This is a genomic window from Alteromonas sp. AWM4_230 (genome assembly GCF_056158305.1).
Genome location: NZ_JBSWTB010000001.1, coordinates 4492604 through 4507855 on the forward strand (window position 1 = coordinate 4492604; position 15252 = coordinate 4507855).

Genomic DNA, 15252 nt, shown 5'->3' on the forward strand with positions numbered 1-15252 from the left:
ATAGGAAATACCATGGCTGACGAAAATCAGACAAACCCAGGTGAAGCAGCAGGCGCACAAGCGCAACAAGGTGCTCAGTTCAATATTCAGCGTATCTACACAAAAGATATTTCTTTTGAATCGCCAAACGCACCGGCTATTTTCACTAAAGAGTGGAAGCCAGAAATTAAACTAGACATCGACACTAGTACTAACAAGCTAGAAGAAAATACGTTTGAAGTTGTACTTTCAGTTACCGTTACTGCAACGCTAGGTGAAGAAACAGCCTTCCTTTGTGAAGTTCAACAGGCAGGTATTTTTGCTATCGGCGAAATGCCAGATCAAAACAAAGCGCATACACTAGGCTCGTTCTGCCCGAACATGCTTTTCCCATATGCGCGTGAGACTATTTCTAACTTGGTTAACCGTGGTACCTTCCCTCCACTTAACCTTGCACCTGTTAACTTTGACGCTATCTTTGCGGCTTATGTGCAAAAACGTGCACAACAAGCGCAAGGCGAAGCGCCTAAAATGGACGCCTAATTAGGTGACCATGGAGCAGGTGAACATGAAGTCGAACTTGGTTTCTGAGTCGGTTTCAGTTTCAGTATTGGGGGCGGGGTCGTATGGCACCGCCCTTGCTTTTTGTCTTGCCAGAAATGGTAACCCAACACTGCTTTGGGGTCGTGATGAAAAGCACATTGCTGAAATGGGAGCGAACCGAGAAAACAGCCGATATCTTCCTGGCGCAACTTTTCCCGATTCACTTATTGTAAATGCCAACTTAGAAGAAGTGGTTGCTGCAAGCCGAGACATCTTGGTAGTGGTTCCTAGTCACGCATTTGCCGCTATGCTTCAAAGCTTGAAGCCATTGCTTAAACCGCATCAACGAATCATTTGGGCGACTAAAGGGCTTGAACCTAAGACTGGGCGCTTGCTTCGCGATGTGGCGGAAGAAATTCTAGGGACAGATTACCCCTTAGCAGTTTTATCCGGGCCTACTTTCGCTAAAGAAATGGTAGAGGGATTACCTACTGCAATTTCATTGTCTTCTACCGACGATACCTTAAGTGACGAGTTTGCAGCAAAGCTTCATTGCGCAAAGTCTTTTCGGGTATACAAAAACTCAGATTTTACTGGTGTGCAGTTGGGTGGCGCAGTTAAAAACGTTATCGCTATAGGCGCGGGCTTAGCAGATGGTCTAGGCTTTGGCGCAAACGCGCGTACGGCCCTTATTACCCGAGGCTTGGCAGAGCTTACCCGTTTGGGCGTAAAGCTAGGTGCCAATCCAGAGACGTTCATGGGTATGGCAGGCCTTGGCGATTTAGTATTAACCTGTACTGACAATCAGTCGCGCAATCGTCGCTTTGGTTTGGCGTTAGGCCAAGGCAAAAGTGTAGATGTGGCCATCGAAGAAATTGGTCAGGTTGTTGAAGGTTACCGCAATACAGAAGAAGTGCATGTATTATCTAAAAAGGTGGGTGTAGAAATGCCTATTTGCGAACAGATATATGCTGTACTTTACCATGGTAAATCACCGAAGGAAGCGGCCTTAGCCCTGCTTGGGCGAGATTTGAAAAACGAAGCGTAATTTCTCATTACGCTTCGCTTTAATTCCTGCTAACGACCTTACCATTCAGACCCAATTATTAACGCCCTTCCCTTACTACGATAACTTTCTTGTTGCCTTGGTAGCTGTGTTGGTTGCGCTTATAACGTTTAGCTTTTTTCGCGTTTTTATAGGGTGAATCTACAACCACATAGCGGTTTCCATGTTTGCGGTAGTAGTGGTTGTTCGCAACGTAATAGCGGTGGTTGTCAACAACCTCAACCCTATGTGCGCTTGGTAACACGTTAACGAATACCCCAATCTCAGGCACGCTAATAACTACGTCAACCAAAGAACGGACGGGCTGCGAGATAACAGTTACTGTTTTACTGCCGCCTCTTTTACCATGAGAGTGATGGCCTGAGTGCGCGCTAGCCTGCCCGGCCACTAGTAAACAAACGCCAGTAATGATACTCAGTGTTATGCGTTTCATAATGCTACTCCTAACTCATTTGTGTATATTCAATGGCTATACTAATGAGTGAAGCTGAACGAAAACTGACTCTGGCGCGCTTTACACTGTCTTTACATTAGGCATAAAAAAGCCCTTGTTACAGGGCGTTTTTAACATGTGTATTTTCGGGCAGCTTTGGCCTACCTTCTACTATCGGGCACCTTCGTAGCCAAACTGGCGCCAGCTTTCATATACAAAGACAGATACGGCATTAGATAGGTTCATGCTGCGACTGTCTGGCAACATAGGAATACGAACGCGCTGCTCTGGAGGTAATGATTGAATATACTCGTCCGGTAAGCCGCGAGTTTCAGGGCCAAATATGAGTGCATCGCCTTTTTGATACGATACGTCACTATGAAACGCTTTACCTTTTGTTGTACAAGCGAATACTCGCTTCGGTTTTGCATCTTCAAGGTAGGCTTCTAAGTTTGCATGGCGCTTAACGTGAGCAAATTCATGATAATCTAAACCTGCACGTCGTACTCGCTTGTCGTCCCACTCAAAACCTAAAGGCTCGATTAAATGTAGTGTGAACCCACTGTTTGCGCATAGACGGATAATATTTCCCGTATTTGGCGGAATTTCTGGCTGATAAAGTACGACATCAAGCATGTTTTTAAACGACCTTCACTGTTAATAACCGACGTATTCTACAACGAAACACGGAAATTCATCACCTACTCTGCGATCAAGAAGTCTAGAATTGTCGAAAGAGAGCGCTCGCGAATGTCGTCTGACTCGGTGAATAATTCATGATAAGCCCTTGGTATAATTTCGAGCTCAGCATTTGGCATTAGGTGTGCCACCCGCCGTTGGCGCTTATTATCTATTATGGCGTCATCGTCTGCGCTTAAAACTAGTGAAGGGGTAGTGATTGCCCCCGCACTAGTTTCAATCCTATTCATGGCCTGATGGGCTGCGGCCAACCACTCAGTCGTTACGCCCCCAAGCTGGATATCTTGCTCTTCATCATAAAGCTCACGAAACAATGCGTAGCGGGATTTGCTATGGGTAAGCTTATTCAAAGAAAAAGGAAACGCGATATACGGGGTTTGCCCAAAAAAGTAGCCTGCATCAGCTTTTTTCATTCTATTAACCGCAAGACCAGTGCGAATTAAACCGTTCGCCAACCAATTGGGCAATGAAGGTTTAATACCGAACATGGGGGAAGCCAAAACGGCTTTAGAAAACAAGTTGGGCAAACGCAACAGCGTAAGCGCGCCAATAGCGCCGCCCATCGAATGACAAACCAACAACAGAGGACCTTGTTGCATAGGCTTAACGATAGACTCAACGAAGGCAACGAAATCGTCTACATAGTCATCGAAATGCGCAACATAGCCGTGTTGGGGATCCCGTGTCATTCTGTCTGAGAGGCCTTGCCCTCGGTGATCAAGAATAAAAACCGCAAAGCCATTTTGATAGAGGTCGTAAATAAATTCTTTGTATTTTAAATAAGACTCTATACGCCCAGAACAGATAACAATGGTTGCTCGCGGCGATTCAGGAATACAGTAGGCGTAACGCACCTTTATATCATCTTTGCCGGTGAAGTGGTTTTCAGTAACACTTTCCTGCCAAAACGGGTTGATGTGAGTGGCAAAGGTGCTGGCTAAATTCTCTTCCGACGTGAACGTCCAGTTCATAAATACCCTATAACGGTCAATTTGCGCTCGTTGTGAAGCTACATACTACTGTCAAAGTATAGGTTACTACTTCGGGAATGACAGAGTGACTCGCAGCCCACCGCGCTCAACAGGTTCAGCGATAATGCGCCCATGATGCAACTCAACCGCCGCTTTTGCAATGGATAAACCTAGCCCAACACCTCCTGACTCTCGCTCTCTGGCAAGCGTAGCGCGGTAAAAAGGTGAAAATATACGTTCGCAATCCTCTGCAGTCAGTCCCCTACCGTCATCGGTAATATGAATGCACCATTGCTTCGCATCTTCGCTAAAAGAAACATGTGTTAAAAACTCGCTATGTCGTATAGCATTGCGCAGAACATTCTCAACCGCGCGACATAGCATCATACTGTCGATAACTACACGCTTTGTGGGAATATCATCAATTTTAAGCTGCTTGTTTTTATTTGCCGCCTCAAAATTCGCATCGGTAAAGACATCGTTGAGCACTAGCGATAGTAATTGCTCTTCCATTGTCGCTTCGCCAGCTTCAGCACGGCTTAGTGTAAGCAACTGACTTACCAGCGCTTCCATGCGATCAGCCTCTCGCTCGACCCGAGATAGCGTTTCAGGATCTACGTTTTGTTGATGGGCAAGACCAAGCGCCATTTGCAAACGCGCGAGCGGTGAGCGCAGTTCGTGAGAAACGTCGGCTAACAAGCGCTTTTGCGATCCCCACATGGACTCCAATTGCTCAGCCATTTTATTAAAGTCGCGCGAAAGCTGTCCTAGCTCGTCCTGACGCTTAGCTGCTCTGCCTACTCGCGCCTGCCAATCGCCATTTGCTATGCGTTTCGCTGAGCTTTGGATTCGCAATATGGGGTTAGTTAGTGATTTCGCAAACAACCAACTCAACAAGATGGTGGTGATCAATGCGATACTAAGAAACAGTAAGACAGGAGGCGTTTGTTTTTCAGGCATTTCCAATCTTACTGAAAAAAGCGCAAATCGAGTGCCGTTGCGCTCAAAGAAAACTGGGCCCAAGATTTTAAACGCCCCTCGCTTAACCGCTATGGGTGATGTTTGACTCACTAAGCGGAGCAAATCTTCTCGATCCTCATTACGAAGCGGTGGGCCTCCACCTGAAATGACGCGATTATCACTAATATCGACAGCCACCATTCGACCTCTCCCTCCCCGAGAATGGTGGTCTAGCGCACCGCGTAATGGCGCATCTTGAAAACGGTCGTTTTGAATGCGCTCCACCACTTGATTAAGGGCAGATACTTCACGTGGCTTTATTGGCACGATTTCAAGATCTTCAAAGAAAAGGCGGCTGCCCCAAATAGCCAACAGTGCGGTAACGAGGAATGTTGCCCAAAACCAAAGAAACAATCGGCCCATAATGGCCCGGGTTGGGCTTATACTGCGTAACAGGTTTACCATTAGTGGCTTCCAACAAGTAACATATACCCTACACCACGGATGGTTTTAATTTTTTCATCTCTGGCCACTACACCGATTTTCTTGCGCAAGTTACTCACGTGCATATCGATACTTCTATCAAAAGCCTGAAGTGGCTTACCTAGTATCTTTAAGCTTATCTCTTCTTTCGTAACACGTTGAGCAGCATTGAGCATTAACAGTCGCAGAATTAAAAATTCCGTTGTTGTAAGCGTTAGTTCGACATCATCCACTTTCGCCAGCTGACTGCTAGGGCTTAAAAAGATCCCGTTGACAAATAAATCTTGTTCAACAGCTCCGCCCGTTGATGACAAATTATGACGGCGAACAATAGCTTTTATTCGCGCAACGAGCTCCCTGTGATTAAAGGGCTTAGGTAGATAGTCATCAGCCCCCATTTCGAGGCCCAAAATGCGGTCGTAGTCATCGCCTCTCGCGGTAAGCATAAGCACAGGGGTACTGTGACTTGCTCGAAGCTTTTTTAATACGTCAAACCCATCCATTTTAGGCATCATCACATCAAGCAATATCAGGTCGTAATGACGCCCAGAGATCGCTTCGGATAACCCCTCTTCGCCATCGTTGCGCACTTGCACCTGATAACCCATACCTGATAGGTAGGTGGAAAGCATTTCTGTCAGCTCTAGGTCATCATCAATAACGAGGATAGACTGCAAGTGAAAATCTGTACTCATGGTATTAAACTCTTTAACTGCTAGATTCATGAAAATGCCTGTAAATTAGATAAAACTCAACCTACGCTTTCGGGGTGCTTCGCCTTAAGCTTACAAACAACACTGACAAAACGCGTACTATATCTTTTCAGACCTTTACAATCACAAATCGGTCTTACCTTTACATAAGCTTTACACTGCGTTGACTGCATTTTTAGACGCGCACGCTAGAGTTAGCATGTCCGAAAAAAAGGAGACGACAATGAAAAAGTTATTAATTGCTAGTGTAACAGTAGCAGCAATTGGCTTAGGTGGCCTCGCACTTGCGCATCCTGCCGGGCCTGGAATGCGTCACCACGAACCGGTAAAAGAAATTGTTAAACATCTTCGCGGCATCAGCTTAAGTGACGCGCAGCGCGAAGAAATAAAAACACTCGTAAGCGCATTTAAAGACGCTAACCCTCGACCTGAATTTGGTGATATTGAAAAACCTAACTTAGATTTTGCTACCGCCACTGAAGCCCAGATCAGCGCTTTTATCCAAACCCAGATTGAAGAGCGCGAAGCAACGCATTTTGCTTTTGCTCAACTACGCCACGACATCTACAAGGTGCTGAATGAAGAACAGCAAGCAATTCTGTTAGCTCGAGACGCTAAAAGAGAAGTAGATAGACAGAAACATCATGATACTTTCAAAAAACAAGAAGCACGCTTTGCCAAACGAATGGATGGTGAGGGTCAAGGTCCTAAACCCAAGCCTAGGGAGTTTTTGTTCGAAGGCATTGAATTAACCGACGCACAAATAGCAAGCCTTGCTGAGCTTCGCGAGTCGTTCAAAGAGACATCGAAAACAAATAGAGAGACGCTACGCAATTTTAAAGACGCCCAGCGAGATTTAATTCGAAGCCAGTCTTTCTCTGAAGAGGCTTGGGACGCGCTTATCGCTCAATACAAAGATAGCCTTGTTAATGCCGGCGTGGAAAAAGCTAGACAGCATCAGGCCATGTTTCAAGTCCTAACATCAGAGCAGCAAGCGCAACTAGCAGCTCTGCGCGAAGAAGAACGTAAGCTACACGAGCTATTTAAGCTTTAACGCTTAGCTTTTTTAACCTTTTTACCCACCGTAAAAAGTGCTGGCTTCGGCCAGCCTTTTTTATGGCTGAGCCTCAGACAACTTTTGTGTTACGGATAAGGTCAGTGGCGTCACAAAATCACCAAGATGTACGCTATCACTCCCTCGCTCAGCCTTAAGCAAGCTAACCTCGTCAGCCACTTCAAATACTTCTAAAGTAAGGGTATTACTCGAAAATAAACCCGATTTTCTTGATAACCCTAGGGTGGGTAACGCGCGTTGCTTTACGAGTGAAAATTTATCTCCTGCCGTCAAACCGCTATTTTTACCTAGGTCGATTGCAATATAGTCAGGCGATATATCTATAACTTGCGCATAGGTTGTTTCGCACTGTAATGCCCCATGAATATCGGTAATGGCAGCGTGTATAGTGTTTAGCACCATTCGACCAAAATCACTTCGCCACAAAAGGCTATTGTTACTATCTATAGAATCGTGTTGAGAGAACGGCCAGTCCGCTTCACTGTGATAGCTATCGTTGAAAATAACTTTTGCTTTAAACGTATCGAGTACGTAAACCTGAACAGTAAAGTTTCTGCGAAGTGCTGTACTATCGCTTTCAAATACCGACGTTGCTTGTGACACTTGTTCAAAAAGCGAAATGTCTTTAACAAACCCAAATACCACAAATTGCTGACCATACTCATTTCGAAGGTACGTGGACATCGCCGTCAAATCGACATCAGAGAGACTAGACGTTAGCCAAGTATTTACGTTAATGAGGGAAACGGGAATTTGGCTAACACTATTGCCGTTATAAAGCCCATTGAGCTGCTGTGTAAAACGTTGAGATACATGACTACCAAATGAATAAAGCATACCGGTAGCAGCTTGCTGCGGTGAAGTTAGAGAAAATTCAGTTACTAGTATCCGATGGGCTAATCCATTATTAGTACAGTTAAACAGAGGCGTAATATTAACGTTCACCACTACAGTAAGCAGGTCGTCTTTAAGTGTTTCACTTATAATTTCTACACGCTGTATTCTTCCCTGAGAGCGAATTTCTGCCTTACTAGAAAGCAGTAAACCATCTACCATAATATCTTGCGCTGATATCGTGCTGCCACTATGAAAAGCCGCATCTGCGATAGCGTTTTGTATGGCACTGGTTCTTATATCGCTTAACTCTGCCCCTGCGAGGGCTACAGTAGATTCGCCTTGTACCCATTGAGCACAAGCTAACTTAGTCACCATTAGAAAAGAGAATAAAACTAACCCAGTAAGCGTTTTACGTAATCGGCTCTTGTACATGTAATTCTCGTCACTAACCAAAAATTGAAAACAGTTTACCGATTACCGTAGGCTGCTGATTTTCCTGTAGATCACCTGTACCGCTGTATTCAATTAATGCGTTACCGACTTTAGATGACAATACTGTGTTGCTTTCATCAACGTCCTTTTTGCGTACTTCTCCGGAAAAACGAATGTATTCTTTTCCCCTGTTCATGGTTATCCACTTTTCTCCGGTAACAAGTAAATTTCCAGCAGGGGTTATACCGGTTACGTATACAGTAATGCTGCCACTCATAGAATTTGATTGTTTGGTTTGAGCTGAGCTAGCAAATTCGCTGTCTTGCTCATGCTCTACTTCAACATCGTCGCCTTCAACACGAATACCACCTAGTTTCAATGTGACGGGCGCCAAATCGAACGAAGTATTTTTGTCGGTATTAAAATCAAGAGACTTCTCTGATTGGGTCTGCTCATCGAGCTTAACCAATATCATATCCCCTACTTTAAAGTTCGCATGGCGCTCATAAAGCCCTATTGATTGCTCAGGGTTAAATAAAGAACCGGTAGGCACATGTAAAGTGGGTGTGGGCTGCGCTCTGGGTGGTGAATAGCGCGGATGACCAGGTTTCGGTTCGTCTTCTATTTGGCTAACTGCCCGTTGCGACACATTGGGGTTAGTAGGGCTATTTTGAACAACCTGCTCTTCTTCAGTAATTGTTTGGGCGCAACCCCCAAGTGTAAAGATTGCGATAAGTGTGTGTATATGGCATCGAACTTTCATGACATTGCTCAGTATTATTTTTTATGCAGTGTGTAATTTAAGTGCCATCCATGACCTGACAGGAGCAAGTTTAAACGAACAAATCAGAAGAAATCTCGTTCACTTTCTCTATTTGCAAAACCTTTACAAATCAACTATATGCCTGCGGGTAAGGGGATGTTATGGCCTTAGAAAACACAACCACCAGCTCTGTTGGAACTGGCTTCAATGCACTGTTATCAAAACTTGATTTAGCGTCAGGTTTCAATGACAGTAAAGCTGCAAATTCGACAAATTCTTCAACAACATCAGATAATGAAGCGGCAAAAAGCGGCGAGTCTTTGCCGTCTATTTTCTCATTATTACTTGACCAACAGAACCAGACGAATGAACCAGTGGGTACATCGGATATTGTTGCGGATATCAGTGCGGATACTATTGCAGATAAAGAAGAGGCTATCAGTGCTGCAAGCCTTGCAGCAGATGCACTCTCACCACTGACAAACATGAGCAATGCACTTTCAGATGATGCTATAGTCGCTATGCAAGGTACGCTATTAACTGCATTGCAAAACAATATATTTCAAGCGTTATCCTCCAATAGCGACACCACTAATACTGCTACTACCAGCGCAACTTCTGACATTGACAATACTAGTATTAATCAAAATGAAGCCAGCCCAACTTTATTCGACACCCTATACACAAACGCATTTGGTGATGACGGGCTTAACCTTAAAGATGGCTTTGATGTCTTAAATATTGCAAACCACCTGCCTATAGTTTCTGATATTTACGAGGCAACTACTTCTAGCCACACTGCTGCCGCGGCAAGTTTGGCTGGTAGCTTTTTATATGGGGGCGTAGGTGGCCTTATGTATAACGCTGTAGACTTAGCCGTTGAAAACGTTACTGGGCAAAGTATTTCAAATAACCTGTGGTCAATGGGCCAAGCTCTAGTGTCATCGTCCCTCAGCGAAATTAATGCAGATAGTGCTTCACAGGTTTCTGATGACAATGCACTGGCCTCAACGTCTATCGAGACTACTGATATAAAGGCGGGAATAGCCAATAAGGCCGCGGACGCTACTTACCAATTCGTTCAACGAGGCTTAAATTAAAGCCTCTACTTTGAACAAGCGCACGTAGAGAAAATAGTGTTTGCCCGAAGGCCTTAGAAGTTGGGTTTAACTGGCTTGTATTCAGGAGATAGGAAGAGCGGTGATGTGATCACTAAATCTGCTGTGGCTGGTGTGCAGGCTACTGGTACGTTCCACACTGAGCACAGCCGCAATAGCGCTTTTACGTCGGGGTCATGGGGCGCTGGATTTAAAGGGTCCCAAAAGAAGAATAGCGCGTCTAGCTTGTTTTCTGCAATCAACGCGCCTATTTGCTGGTCCCCACCAAGCGGGCCACTTTTATAGCGTGTGACGTCTAATCCTGTTTCGCTAGCAATTAAGCCGCCCGTTGTTCCTGTCCCCACCAAATTACACTGCTTAAGCACGTCAATATGCTGTTTAACCCATGCTAGCAATTCGGGCTTCTTATGATCGTGCGCAACCAGCGCTAAAGTAAGTTTGCTCATTTTATTTTCCGAGTTCAATCCCAATAACCTATTTTCACAGTCTTCTGCTTAGGCCTATAGCAACCTATCACTTATCACTGTCTGATTTCATGCGCTACTTGCGCTTTACAATTTGGGCCCGTTTTCCTTTGCAGAAACAGACTACATTCATAGCTTATTAAGCAGCAACGCTGCCATAAATAAGTACAACTACTACTTATTAGGTGCCAAATATAAATATTCAGTTCTATTGAGCTTGTTGTCAACTTACTGTCATAACTATAAATATATCATTAAGTATCTTTTTACAGACGAAACAGCATAAATATAAGATAAAATATTTATACATTTTTATTGCATAAACATTCAAATTAGATACACTAGTCCACGGTTAAAGCATCCAACCCGTAAATTCGGGTTGTAACTTTATAGGAATTGATGATGACACAACCAACTCGCGTTGTTGGTTCAACCACTAGCAACGATAAAGAGTTTATCTCTCCCCTGGCTGGCTACACCATGCATAGCGCACGACGATGCGTGTGCACATCTATGCTTATTCAGTAGCACACTTTTTACCTTTGTAATGTGGTCGCGGTTAGGCAAGGATATTCGCCCAACCAGTTTACAAAGGTAAAAAGTGATTTTTTTCTCCTTTTATTGAATTTTTAAATTATGTATAGCGTTTCAATTATTGGTGCCAGTGGTTACACAGGTGCACAACTTGTTCAGTTGGTTATTCAACATCCAAAACTTAAGTTAGCGGGTACTTATGTATCTGAGAAAAGTAGCGATGCGGGTAAAAATATCGCACAGCTTCACGGCAATTTGGCCCATGTCAACGCTACGCTCACGCCTATCTCAGATGCAGCCCTGAAAGAGATGGCTAACGATGTTGATTTTATTTTTCTGGCAACACCTCATGAAGCAAGCCACGACTGGATGCCTGTTCTATCTTCAGGTAAAGCAAAGGTACTTGATTTATCGGGCGCTTTTAGGTTGAAAGACACCCAAGTTTTCGAACAGTTTTATGGCTTCCCTCATACGCAGAAGCAAAGTCTAGCTCAAGCCGTTTACGGTCTTGCCGAGTGGCACGAAGCACAGATTGCCAGCGCAGATGTAATTGCTGTTCCGGGTTGCTACCCCACTGCGAGTCTTAGTGCACTTAAACCACTTGCTGAAAATAACTTGCTTGATGCAAATGTACGCCCTGTAATTAATGCCGTTTCCGGCGTATCGGGTGCAGGTAGAAAAGCCAGTTTAACCACCAGTTTTTTTGAGGTCAGCCTTCAGGCATACGGCGTGTTAGGTCATCGTCATACGCCTGAAATTGAAGCGTATCTAGGCACGCCTGTTATCTTCACGCCGCACCTTGGAAACTTTAAAAGAGGTATCTTGGCAACGGTCACCGTGAAGGTTAAAGCTGGTACCACCAGCGAGCAGCTTGAACAAGCGTACACTGACGCCTATGCTGATAAACCTATTGTGCGTTTGCGTACCAGTTTCCCAAAAATTGACGACGTTGCTCATACCCCTTTTGTTGATCTTCACTGGAAGCTAGATGAAGCATCTGGGTATGCAGTGGTTACCGCTGCAATTGACAACGTAATGAAAGGCGCAGCCTCTCAGGCTATTCAGTGCCTTAATATAATGACGAAACAACCAGTAGAAACAGGGTTAGTACTATGAGTGTTTCACCTATCGTAATTAAAGTTGGTGGTGCATTGCTTGACGATGCAGCAGCAATGACACGCTTATTTTTAAGCGTAAAAGAAGTTCAAGCCATACGCCCCGTAGTGGTCGTGCACGGTGGCGGCCCGTTGGTTGAGACCCTAATGGCAAGCCTAGGTCTTCAAAGTACGAAAATTGATGGCCTTCGCGTTACGCCCGATGAGCACATGCCTTATATCTGTGGCGCACTTGCAGGCTCTGCGAACAAACAGCTTTGTGCAGCGGCACTTGCCACGGGTATTACGCCAGTTGGTTTATCTCTGCTAGATGGAAATATGGTGGTATGCGAACCACTAGCTGATCAATATGGTGCGGTAGGTGTACCTTCAACAGCTGATGCTTCTTTCCTAAAAAGCGTACTAGCGCAGTCTACACTTCCCGTAATTAGCTCTATTGGCTCAAGCCCACAAGGTAGGTTACTGAATGTAAATGCTGATCAAGCAGCCACGGTTATCGCTGAACTTCTTAACGCGGAACTTTTATTACTTTCTAATGTTGAAGGTGTACTAGACGGCGACAAAGCGCTAGTTAGCGAACTTAACGCTGCAAGTATTTCAAAGTACGCTGAGGAAGGCGTGATCACGGACGGAATGAAAGTAAAAGTAGATGCGGCACTTGCGTCTGCAGAAAGCCTAGACCGCGCGGTTTACATCGCAAGCTGGGCAGCTGATATCAACGATATTTTAAATAAGAAAACGGGCACACAAATTCTGCCCGCAGCGCTGGCAAACTCAGAGTCGACAAACGCTGACTTACACCACACCGACGTAACAAAAGGCAATGCCGGAGAAGTACAATGAAACAGGACCTACTTACTTTTGCAGACTGGACACCAGACGCAATGAAAAACTTGCTGCAATTGGCTGTAGAAATTAAACAAGCACCGGCAAGTTACAGCAATGTGCTAGCGGGAAAATCAATCGTTGCCCTGTTTGAAAAACCGTCTTTGCGAACCCGCGTAAGCTTTGATATTGGAATTAATAAGCTTGGCGGTCATATGGTGTACTTAGATGCACAGTCGGGCAAATTAGCAGGTCGAGAAGATGCAGTGGATACAGCAGCTAACCTAGCCTGCTGGGCTGACGCTATTGTCGCTCGCGTGTTTTCTCACGAAACCCTAGAGACCTTTGCTAAGGCAGCAAAAGTGCCAGTAGTTAACGCACTGTGCGATAAATACCACCCATGTCAGGGCCTTGCCGATTACCTCACTATGTTTGAACGCTTTGGCAAGACCGAAGGTCTTACCATGGCATACGTAGGCGATGGCAATAATGTGACCCATTCACTATTAATTGTAGGTGCGCTTTTAGGTTGCAACCAAGTGGTAGTAACACCAGAAGGTCACGAAGCGGCTCCTGAGATAGTGGCGCAGGCCAAAGCAATTGCTGAGAAAACGGGCGTATCGATTGTTGAAAGCACCGACCTTAGTGCCGCTAACGGCGCAGACGTTATCTATGCAGATACATGGCTTTCAATGGGTGACGATACGCCGCTTGAGGTGATCAAAGAGAAGTTCATGCCTTATCAGGTAAATGAAGCGCTGATGGAAGCAACGGGGGCTAGCTACGTAATGCACTGCCAGCCTGCCCATCGCGACTTAGAAATTACAGGCTCGTTAATTGATAGCGATAAGTCTCTATTAATGCAGCAAGCCGAAAATAGAATGCATGGCCAAAACGCCATTCTTACTCAATTACTTAACGCCTAAGCAGGCGCCTAAAAAGACGCTTAAAAGGATTACATAGATGCAAAACGTAAAAAAAATCGTGCTGGCCTATTCAGGCGGGCTTGATACATCAGCCATCATTCCTTGGCTAAAAGAAAACTATGGCTGTGAAGTTGTCGCATTTGCGGCAGATGTGGGCCAAGGTGATGAAGAGCTAGAAGGCCTTCATGAAAAAGCTATCGCATCTGGCGCAAGCGAGTGCCACATTGTTGATTTGAAAGAAGAGTTCGTAAGCGAATATATCTTCCCTACTATCACGACAGGTGCGGTATACGAAGGTGAATATTTACTTGGTACGTCAATGGCGCGCCCTGTGATCGCCAAAGCGCAAGTTGAGATTGCACGTAAAGTAGGTGCTGACGCACTATGTCACGGTTGCACCGGTAAAGGTAACGACCAGGTGCGTTTTGAAAGCACCTTTGCCGCCCTAGCCCCTGATCTTACCGTTATCGCGCCGTGGCGTGAGTGGGACATGGTAAGCCGCGAAGACTTACTTGCTTACCTAGCTGAACGCAATATTGCGACAACAGCGTCAGCGACAAAAATTTATAGCCGTGATGCAAACGCATGGCACATTTCACACGAAGGCGGCGAGCTTGAAGACCCATGGCAAGAGCCTACCAAGCAAGTGTGGACCATGACGGTTGACCCAGAAGATGCACCAGACACGCCAGAGCGCGTCACCCTGTCTTTTGACGAAGGTAAGCTGACCCACGTTGATGGTGAAGCATTATCGCCTTATCAAGCACTCGTTAAGCTAAACACAGTCGCAGCAGCGCACGGTGTTGGACGTATCGACATTGTTGAAAACCGCCTTGTAGGCATGAAGTCTCGTGGCTGTTATGAAACACCTGGCGGTACTGTATTACTTAAAGCGTATAAAGCGCTAGAAACTATGGTGCTAGATAAAGCGGCGCTTAAATACCGTGAGCAGATTGGCCTTGAGTTCTCACACGTGATGTACGACGGCCGTTGGTTCACCGCCCTTAACGATGCGCTACTTGCAGGCGCCGCGTCTTTCGCTAAGAAAGTGACAGGCGATATCGTGGTTAAACTGTACAAAGGCCAAGCTACTGTTACCCAGCGTAAATCGCCCAACAGCCTTTACTCTGAAGACTTTGCTACCTTTGGTGCAGACGATGTTTACGACCAGAAGCACGCTGAGGGCTTTATCCGCCTATTTAGTCTTTCTAGTCGAATTGAAGCACTAAAAAATCAAGGTTAATTGTATACCGCGCGTAGCTTTTAGCAGCTACGCGCAGGTAGCAAAGGCAACAAACAGTATTTAAGGAGCATCG

At 45.3% G+C, this 15252-nt stretch carries 17 protein-coding genes; 9 read left to right on the top strand and 8 right to left on the bottom strand.

What is annotated here, in order from left to right; translation table 11 throughout:
• Positions 1-12: 12 nt before the first annotated feature.
• Positions 13-522 carry a protein-export chaperone SecB gene (gene secB, locus ACXACS_RS19360; RefSeq protein ID WP_269918203.1) on the top strand — a complete coding sequence of 170 codons (510 nt, stop codon included), beginning with the start codon at positions 13-15 and terminating at the stop codon, positions 520-522.
• A gap of 10 nt (positions 523-532) precedes the next feature.
• Complete coding sequence (gene gpsA, locus ACXACS_RS19365; RefSeq protein WP_474809034.1) at positions 533-1570, top strand: NAD(P)H-dependent glycerol-3-phosphate dehydrogenase; 1038 nt, start codon at positions 533-535, stop codon at positions 1568-1570.
• Positions 1571-1628: 58 nt separating this feature from the next.
• Here gpsA and ACXACS_RS19370 read toward each other — a convergent pair whose 3' ends face one another.
• From ACXACS_RS19370 to ACXACS_RS19390, 5 genes are all read right to left on the bottom strand, one after another.
• Complete coding sequence (locus tag ACXACS_RS19370; RefSeq protein WP_474809036.1) at positions 1629-2021, bottom strand: NAD(FAD)-dependent dehydrogenase; 393 nt, start codon at positions 2019-2021, stop codon at positions 1629-1631.
• Positions 2022-2192: 171 nt separating this feature from the next.
• Positions 2193-2657 (bottom strand): tRNA (uridine(34)/cytosine(34)/5-carboxymethylaminomethyluridine(34)-2'-O)-methyltransferase TrmL, encoded by a 465-nt coding sequence (gene trmL / locus ACXACS_RS19375; RefSeq protein ID WP_474809038.1) that lies wholly within the window; start codon positions 2655-2657, stop codon positions 2193-2195.
• Positions 2658-2722: 65 nt separating this feature from the next.
• Entirely contained in the window at positions 2723-3691 is a 969-nt protein-coding gene (locus ACXACS_RS19380) for an alpha/beta fold hydrolase (RefSeq protein WP_474809040.1), read from the bottom strand.
• A gap of 66 nt (positions 3692-3757) precedes the next feature.
• Positions 3758-5116, bottom strand: a complete 1359-nt coding sequence (locus tag ACXACS_RS19385) for an ATP-binding protein (RefSeq protein WP_474809041.1) — start codon at positions 5114-5116, stop codon at positions 3758-3760.
• Positions 5116-5859 (bottom strand): response regulator, encoded by a 744-nt coding sequence (locus ACXACS_RS19390; protein ID WP_474809042.1) that lies wholly within the window; start codon positions 5857-5859, stop codon positions 5116-5118. Before ACXACS_RS19390 ends, ACXACS_RS19385 begins: the two co-directional genes overlap by 1 nt.
• A gap of 211 nt (positions 5860-6070) precedes the next feature.
• Between ACXACS_RS19390 and ACXACS_RS19395 the strand changes: the two genes are divergently transcribed.
• A complete protein-coding gene (locus tag ACXACS_RS19395) occupies positions 6071-6901 on the top strand; it encodes a Spy/CpxP family protein refolding chaperone (protein WP_474809043.1) in 831 nt (276 codons plus the stop codon).
• Positions 6902-6961: 60 nt separating this feature from the next.
• Here ACXACS_RS19395 and ACXACS_RS19400 read toward each other — a convergent pair whose 3' ends face one another.
• Together ACXACS_RS19400 and ACXACS_RS19405 are read right to left on the bottom strand one after the other, a co-directional pair.
• The gene (locus ACXACS_RS19400; RefSeq protein ID WP_474809045.1) at positions 6962-8191 is read right to left on the bottom strand and encodes a flagellar assembly protein T N-terminal domain-containing protein; all 1230 of its coding nucleotides are present in this window, start codon (positions 8189-8191) and stop codon (positions 6962-6964) included.
• A gap of 13 nt (positions 8192-8204) precedes the next feature.
• Positions 8205-8954 (bottom strand): flagellar basal body L-ring protein FlgH, encoded by a 750-nt coding sequence (locus tag ACXACS_RS19405; protein ID WP_474809047.1) that lies wholly within the window; start codon positions 8952-8954, stop codon positions 8205-8207.
• Positions 8955-9115: 161 nt separating this feature from the next.
• Here ACXACS_RS19405 and ACXACS_RS19410 point away from each other — a divergent pair, with 161 nt between their 5' ends.
• The gene (locus ACXACS_RS19410) at positions 9116-10054 is read left to right on the top strand and encodes a hypothetical protein (RefSeq protein WP_474809049.1); all 939 of its coding nucleotides are present in this window, start codon (positions 9116-9118) and stop codon (positions 10052-10054) included.
• 53 nt (positions 10055-10107) lie between these two features.
• Here the strand turns inward: ACXACS_RS19410 and ACXACS_RS19415 are convergent, their stop codons facing one another.
• Complete coding sequence (locus ACXACS_RS19415; RefSeq protein WP_461853264.1) at positions 10108-10518, bottom strand: methylglyoxal synthase; 411 nt, start codon at positions 10516-10518, stop codon at positions 10108-10110.
• A gap of 420 nt (positions 10519-10938) precedes the next feature.
• Here ACXACS_RS19415 and ACXACS_RS19420 point away from each other — a divergent pair, with 420 nt between their 5' ends.
• The 5 genes from ACXACS_RS19420 to ACXACS_RS19440 all read left to right on the top strand — a co-directional run bounded on the left by ACXACS_RS19420 (position 10939) and on the right by ACXACS_RS19440 (position 15179).
• The gene (locus ACXACS_RS19420) at positions 10939-11064 is read left to right on the top strand and encodes a hypothetical protein (RefSeq protein WP_259462663.1); all 126 of its coding nucleotides are present in this window, start codon (positions 10939-10941) and stop codon (positions 11062-11064) included.
• Positions 11065-11172: 108 nt separating this feature from the next.
• The gene (gene argC / locus ACXACS_RS19425) at positions 11173-12186 is read left to right on the top strand and encodes an N-acetyl-gamma-glutamyl-phosphate reductase (protein WP_474809051.1); all 1014 of its coding nucleotides are present in this window, start codon (positions 11173-11175) and stop codon (positions 12184-12186) included.
• Positions 12183-13028, top strand: a complete 846-nt coding sequence (gene argB / locus ACXACS_RS19430; RefSeq protein WP_474809053.1) for an acetylglutamate kinase — start codon at positions 12183-12185, stop codon at positions 13026-13028. Before argC ends, argB begins: the two co-directional genes overlap by 4 nt.
• Positions 13025-13936: an ornithine carbamoyltransferase gene (locus ACXACS_RS19435; protein ID WP_474809054.1), complete on the top strand. Its 912-nt coding sequence runs from the start codon at positions 13025-13027 to the stop codon at positions 13934-13936. The genes argB and ACXACS_RS19435 overlap by 4 nt, the downstream gene beginning before the upstream one ends.
• A 37-nt stretch (positions 13937-13973) precedes the next feature.
• Positions 13974-15179: an argininosuccinate synthase gene (locus tag ACXACS_RS19440; RefSeq protein WP_474809056.1), complete on the top strand. Its 1206-nt coding sequence runs from the start codon at positions 13974-13976 to the stop codon at positions 15177-15179.
• Positions 15180-15252: the final 73 nt, after the last annotated feature.